Genomic DNA, 6972 nt, shown 5'->3' with positions numbered 1-6972 from the left:
AGTAAATTACCAATGAAAGAAGCAGTTGGTACATCGCTAGTAATTATTGCGGCAAAATCATTAATTGGATTTTTTGGTGAAGGAGCCGAAACAATTATCGATTGGAAATTCTTATTTACAATTTCTGCTTTTGCAATTATCGGAATATTTATCGGAACTGCTTTATCTAAAAAAATAGATGGTGCAAAACTAAAACCTGCTTTTGGTTGGTTTGTGCTAGTTATGGGAATTTACATCATTACCAAAGAGCTTTTCTTAAAATAAAATAGTTATGTGACTAAAGTCACAAGTTGTAACTATTAAATAAATTAATATTGTTATGTTAAAATTATTAAATATACAAAATATATGTCAAATCATTATCAAATACTCATTATTGGTGGCGGAAATGCAGGGCTTTCCGTAGCATCACAATTACTTCAAAAAAGAAGCAGTTTAAAAATTGGAATTGTTGATCCTTCCGAAAAACATTATTATCAACCAGCTTGGACACTTGTTGGTGCAGGAATTTTTGATATTAATAAAACCGTTCGCAACGAAAAAGATTTTATTCCAAAAAACACTACTTGGATAAAAGAAGCCGTTTCAGAATTTAATCCAACCGATAATAAAGTAAAATGTGCATCAGGAACTGAAATCACTTATGATTATCTTATCGTTTGTCCAGGTATTCAATTAGATTGGAATAAAATTAAAGGTTTAAAAGAAACTTTAGGTAAAAACAATGTAAGTAGCAATTACGATTTTAAATCAGCACCGTACACTTGGGAAATGATTAAAAATTTTAAAGGCGGAACAGCGGTTTTTACTAACCCATCAACACCTATAAAATGCGGTGGCGCACCTCATAAAATAATGTATTTAGCGGTTGATTATTGGCGTAAAAAGGGCATTTTAGACAAATGTGATGTGCATTATATTTCGGGAGCAACTGTTATTTTTGGTGTTCCAGAATACAAAGTAACACTTGAAGAAGTTTTGAAAAGAGGTAACATCAAAGTGCATTATTCAGCCAATACAATTGGTATTAATGGAGATGATAAAACAATTGAATTTGAAACCAAAAACACAGAGTTTGTGAAACAAAGTCTTTCTAAATCAGCAGCAGGATGTTATAGCATTGCTGAAGGAAATGATGCCGATTCAGTAAGCAGAGTAACAATGAATTTTGATTTATGTCATTCTGTTCCGCCACAATCAGCTCCAGACTTTATCAAAAACAGTCATTTACGTGACCAAGCCAATGCGCTAGGATATGTAGAAATTGATAAAAACACAATGCAACATTCGCGATTCCCAAATGTTTTTGCTCTTGGCGATTGTACCAATGCACCTTGCAGTAAAACTGGTGCTGCAATTAGAAAACAAGCACCTGTTGTGGTTACTAATTTATTAGAAGTAATGGATAAAAAAGCACTTACCGCGAGTTATGATGGTTATAGTGCCTGCCCTATTCCAACACAATACGGAAAATTAATGTTGGCGGAATTCGATTATAATAACAAACCAAAAATGACTTTTCCATTCAATCAAGCAAAACCGAGATGGACAATGTGGATGCTTAAAACTAAAGTATTGCCTTGGTTATATTGGAACAAAATCCTTAAAGGAACAGCATAAAAAATTATCCCATAGTTTTTTAGTTTTGTTAATCCCTTTCAAGTAAAATTGAAAGGGATTTTTAATAATAAATGATATTTATCAGTATTTTTTATTTAAAGTAAAAAGTACCATCATTAGTTCTTTTATTGCCATTCACAACCTACCTTTTTTTTTCAAATTTGTGACATAATTTAAAATCGCTTAATTATGAAATTACAAAATAACAATACCATTTCTAAACCTAAAATAAAATTAATTTTCCTAGCATTAATGGTTTTATTTCAGCCATTAATTGCAACTGCACAAACAGATAATGGAGTTAGTTTTTTTCCAAACAAATCAATTGGTTTTATAGGACTTTTAACTACTCTTGTAATGGTTATTGTTGGATTTGTATTTTTTTTAATTTTAAAAATTTTATCAAAAACGAACAATAATTTAGAAATTGGAAAACTTAATAGTGAACAAAAATTTAAAAAATATTTAAATGATTTAAATTCATCAGAAATTGAGATTTTAAAAAAGAAGCGAAGTCAAATAAATAAAATAATCTCAATCTTTATTGTAGGTTTTATATCTCTAATTCCTCAATTCACATTTGCTCAAACTGCTCCTGCAAAAAGAGACGCTATTTTTTCGCAACCAGGAGTACTCATTACATTAATTTTAATTTTTGTTCCTCTATTTTTATCTTTACTTTATTTAGCTCTAAAGGTTTATAAAGGATTTAACAATTATTTTAATTTCACTAAAATTAAGGAAGCTCAAGATTTAGCTGCTTACATTTCAGAAACAGAAAATATTCCAGATGATATAAAATTAAATGAAATCAAGCAGAAACTGGAATATAGTGTGGCTCCAAATGAATTATCAGGTGATAAAAAACCAAATGATTTAAAGGGATTACTTAAAAATATAAGTTCTGAAACTAATTATCACTTTTTTGCCTCAAAAAGACCTCCTATAAAACGCCCTAAAATAGATCCTAAATTAACAAAATTAATTCTATGGTTTTTAGGAACTGCTGTTTTTTGGCTTTTTATTGGAAGTAGTGTTGGAGAGTATGTTGGTATTAAATTTGTCGCTCCAGATGCAGACACGTATAGTTGGTTAAGTATAGGAAGATTGCGAGCTGTTCATACTAATTTAGTATTTTGGGCGTGGGCAACTATTGGAATTATGGGTTTAGGATATTACATCGTTCCAATGGTTAGTAATACACCTCTAAACAGTATTAAAAACGGATGGAAAGCACTAATCGCTGTAAATTCAGCAATGCTTATTGGTGCAATTACCATTATGGCAGGTATAAATAATGGTGGCGGAGAATACCGCGAAATTATCTGGCCAATAATGGCTGTTTGGGCTTATGGTCTATTACTTACAGTTATTAATTTCATAAAAACCATTGCAAAAAGAACTACTCACGAGATTTATATTTCCAACTGGTTTATCGTTGCTTCTTATATATTCATACTTATAGTTGCATTTCTTGCCTATATTCCAATGGGACAAGATGGTATTGGAGAAACCATAGTACAGGGATATTATATGCACCAAGCGGTTGGAATGTGGTTTATGTTTTCTATGTTAGGTGTTTTATATTACATACTTCCGCAACAACTCAATAAGCCAATTTATTCATACAGTTTAGGTGTCTTAGCCTTTTGGTCACAAATTCTTTTTTACACAACTATCGGAACGCACCATTTTGTTTTTAGTTCTTTGCCTTGGTGGTTGCAAACTGTAGCTATTATTGGAAGCGTTGGAATGCTAATTCCTGTAACATCAGGTACTCTAAATTATTTAATGACTTTCAAAGGCTCTTGGAGTAAAGTTAGTAATAGTTATTCGCTACCTTTTCTTTTGGTAGGAGTTATTTATTATTTCACAGGTTCATTTCAAGGCACAGCAGAAGCATTTAGATCTACAAATTTAATTTGGCACTTTACCGATTTTACCATTGCTCACTCACACATAACAATGTACGGAATTATTACTTTTCTATTATTTGGAAGTATTTATGCCATTGTGCCGCGACTTACAGGACAAGAACCACCTCAACTAGGTGTTGGTGCTCATTTTTGGTTGGCATTAATAGGATTACAATTCTATACAATTCCACTTATGATTGGTGGCACGCTCAAAGGATTAATGTGGGCAGAAGGAAAACCATTCATTGATAGTGTAGTTATGATGGGACCATATTGGCTTTGGAGAGCAATTGGTGGTTCATTGATGTGGCTTTCTCACATCGTTTTAGTATATAATATGTACAAAATGATAAAACCAAATAATGAAATTGATGTTAAACAAAAAGCATTTGAAATAATCAATCAAAATCTGGAAACTAACACTGTAGAACCTAAACTTTAAACACCAATGAATTTATTTAACGATCATAAAAAATTATTTATAATTGCAACACTTTTGTTTGGTACATTAACGCTTTTTGTTGCAGTTTTTCCATCATTATATAATGAAACGATAAGTCAACCTTTATATGGAAGCATTCCTCTAACAGAAGAACAAGAAGCGGGACGACAAGTCTATATAAGCAATGGTTGCGTAAGTTGCCATACGCAACAAGTTAGAGATGTTGATATGGACAAAACTTGGGGCGATAGACCTAATGTTGCTGCCGATTATGCTCATAGTACCCGAAAAAGTATTTGGCAAAATGCAGGAACGCTTATGGGAACTGAAAGAACTGGACCAGATTTATCTAATATTGGTGCAAGACAGCCCAGCCAAGATTGGCATTTAGTACATTTATACAATCCAAGAACGGTAATGCCTCAATCAATTATGGCTCCATTTCCTTGGTTGTTTCAAATCAAAGATAAAGCAGAAAAAGGCGATGTTAAAGTAAATGTACCAGACGAATTTATGTACGGTCAAAAAGGCATTGTTGTAGCCACTAAAGACGCATTAAATTTAGTTGCTTATTTACAATCATTAAAACAAGTCAAACTTCCAGACGGAACGCCTACTCCTGAATTTCTTTACAAAAAGCAAAAATCAGAAATCACTACTGAGGCAAACGGCGTAAAACAAGAATTAAATGGTAGCGATTTATATGCTGCCAATTGTATGGCGTGCCACCAACAAAATGGCGAAGGATTAAAAGGTGCTTTTCCTGCACTCAAAGGAAGCAAAATAGTTTTAGATGATAATCCCGAAATTTTGGTAGGTATCATTATGAATGGTTATAATCCAAGAGAAGAATATGGTGTTATGCCTGCAGTAGGAACAAATGCAAATTTATCAGCAGAGGAAGTTGCAGCAATTATGAACCACGAGAGATCAAGTTGGGGAAATAATGCCAAAAAAGTAACTCCAGAACAGGTAAAGAAATTAATGGATTTAGCAAAATTAAGCGCACCTAAACAATAATCAAATGAAAAAGTTTTTTTACTCAATATTTTTCACAGCTCTATCAGTTGCAACCTATGCCTGTCCAATGTGTGAAAAGCAACAACCCAAGGTTTTAAGAGGTATAACTCACGGTGCTGGTCCAGAAAGTAATGTAGATTATGTAATAGTTTGGGCTATGGTTTTATTTGTTTTAGTAACGTTATTCTACGCACTAAAATATATAATAAAACCAAAAGAAAACGAAGCTAATCATATAAAAAGAACCATTATAAATTTTGAATAATATGGATAGTAAAAGCAAAGTGATTATATTTGTTGATGATGATACTCAACCAATAGGAGAATTTGAAGCACCAGTAAATTTTGAACTAGATACTCGAAAACTTATTGATGGTTTGCACCAACTAAAAATAGTAAGTAAAGACCCAACAGGAAAAGAAGGCATTAAAATTATTCCTTTTACAGTAAGAAATGGTCCGGCAATTGCCATTGAAGGATTAAATGATAATGATGTCGTAGATGGAGTTTTGCCTTTAATGATTAACGCTTACGGGAAAGGAAATCAGAAACAATTTTTAATTGACGGTAGTGAAACTCCAAAAAGTGTACCGTCTTGGTTATTTGCAGCAATAATAGCTTTTATAGCTTGGGCAATATATTTTACAATAACATCATTAGGATAATTATAATATGTGCGAAATTAAAAACATAAAATGTAGTGAAGTAACCCAAAACGAATTAAAATTTGCGGTTTATCATACTTCCGATTTTTTGCCTTTTATGCAAAAGTTAAATTTTCCGCACAGGCACAACTATTATATGATTTTGCTAAATGAAAGTAATTTTGGAACACAATTAATTGATTTTAAAGAATGTGATATAGAGCCATTATCTATAACTTGTTTGCATTATGGTCAAATACACCAATGGCTCAATTATGATAAAATTGAAGGTTACATATTAGTTTTTGAAAGTGATTTTTTTGCACTTCGATATCAAAATTATCAATTAAGTGAATTTTCGTTTCTAACCTATCGTCACAAACAACCCTACATAAAAGTTTCTAAAGAAAAATTTGACCATTTAAAAGCTATTGCACTTTGGATGGTAAAAGAATGTAAAAACAGTCAATCCGATTTCGAAAAAAGTCTGCGCTCTTTACTCAATTTAATGCTTTTAGATCTCAATAGATTATTTGAACCCATTCCGAAAAATGCAGAGTTTAGTCAATCCTTACAACTTATTCACCACTTTGAAGAACTAATAGACAAATACTACAAAAAAAAACATTTTGTAAAAGATTATGCTTCTATAATGTATGTTCGTCCCAATTATCTCAATGCAGTTTGTAATGAAGTAACCTCATTTTCTGCTGGAGATTTAATACGAAACAGAATACTTCTAGAAGCCAAAAGATTGCTTATACACGAACAAAAATCAGTTTCAGAAATTGCTTACGAATTAGGTTTTGAAGACAACTCCTATTTTGGTAGATTTTTTAAAAAATACGAAAATATAACTCCGGATGGCTTTAAACGAAAATTTATAAATACCAGTAAATTTTATCAAGTTTAATTTAATAATAAAGCTTTAAGTAACTTATATCACACATATTTTTTCATTGAAAGAATACCTTTGACAAAAATAAAACTTATGCTACTTTTCTTAAAAAACCTATTATCTTTCAAATGCCCACGATGTCATAAAGGAGAACTTTTTAAATACAAATGGTACAACCTATCCAATTGCAGTAAAATGGTTGAACGTTGCAGCAATTGTGAACAACGAACGGAACTAGAACCTGGTTTTTATCAAGGCACTGGTTATGTAAGTTATGGATTAACAGTTGGTTTTTCTATTATAACTTTTGTAATTTGGATTTTAGCAACAGGTTACGGTTTTAAAAACAAAGAAATTTTCTATTGGTTACCATTAAATATAACAGATTTACTATTTATGCAACCTTGGTTAATGCGACTTTCAAGAGTAATT

General features: G+C 31.6%; 8 protein-coding genes. All 8 read left to right on the top strand.

All coding sequences use genetic code 11. The features are described 5' to 3' along the window. The coding region (locus P8M54_RS07890) for a sulfite exporter TauE/SafE family protein (protein WP_300286970.1) at window positions 1–264 on the top strand (264 nt) is incomplete at its 5' end. 84 nt (window positions 265–348) lie between these two features. Continuing rightward, the gene (locus tag P8M54_RS07885) at window positions 349–1620 is read left to right on the top strand and encodes an FAD/NAD(P)-binding oxidoreductase (protein WP_300286968.1); all 1272 of its coding nucleotides are present in this window, start codon (window positions 349–351) and stop codon (window positions 1618–1620) included. A 189-nt stretch (window positions 1621–1809) separates the two neighbouring features. Continuing rightward, window positions 1810–3978: a cbb3-type cytochrome c oxidase subunit I gene (locus tag P8M54_RS07880; RefSeq protein WP_300286966.1), complete on the top strand. Its 2169-nt coding sequence runs from the start codon at window positions 1810–1812 to the stop codon at window positions 3976–3978. 6 nt (window positions 3979–3984) lie between these two features. Next, entirely contained in the window at window positions 3985–4998 is a 1014-nt protein-coding gene (locus P8M54_RS07875; protein WP_300286964.1) for a cbb3-type cytochrome c oxidase subunit II, read from the top strand. A 4-nt stretch (window positions 4999–5002) separates the two neighbouring features. Continuing rightward, the gene (locus P8M54_RS07870) at window positions 5003–5263 is read left to right on the top strand and encodes a hypothetical protein (protein WP_300286961.1); all 261 of its coding nucleotides are present in this window, start codon (window positions 5003–5005) and stop codon (window positions 5261–5263) included. Between the two features lies 1 nt (window position 5264). Then, window positions 5265–5663: a cytochrome C gene (locus P8M54_RS07865; protein WP_300286959.1), complete on the top strand. Its 399-nt coding sequence runs from the start codon at window positions 5265–5267 to the stop codon at window positions 5661–5663. A 97-nt stretch (window positions 5664–5760) separates the two neighbouring features. Then, on the top strand, window positions 5761–6555 hold the full coding sequence (locus tag P8M54_RS07860; protein ID WP_300286957.1) for a helix-turn-helix domain-containing protein: 795 nt from the start codon (window positions 5761–5763) through the stop codon (window positions 6553–6555). A 78-nt stretch (window positions 6556–6633) separates the two neighbouring features. Next, a partial coding sequence (locus P8M54_RS07855) for a DUF983 domain-containing protein (protein ID WP_300286955.1) occupies window positions 6634–6972 on the top strand: 339 nt, incomplete at its 3' end.

This window comes from Flavobacterium sp. (genome assembly GCF_029242675.1).
Lineage (GTDB): Bacteria > Bacteroidota > Bacteroidia > Flavobacteriales > Flavobacteriaceae > Flavobacterium.
The sequence above is the reverse complement of the archived record's forward strand: the minus strand, read 5'-3'. Positions and strand labels throughout refer to the sequence as shown.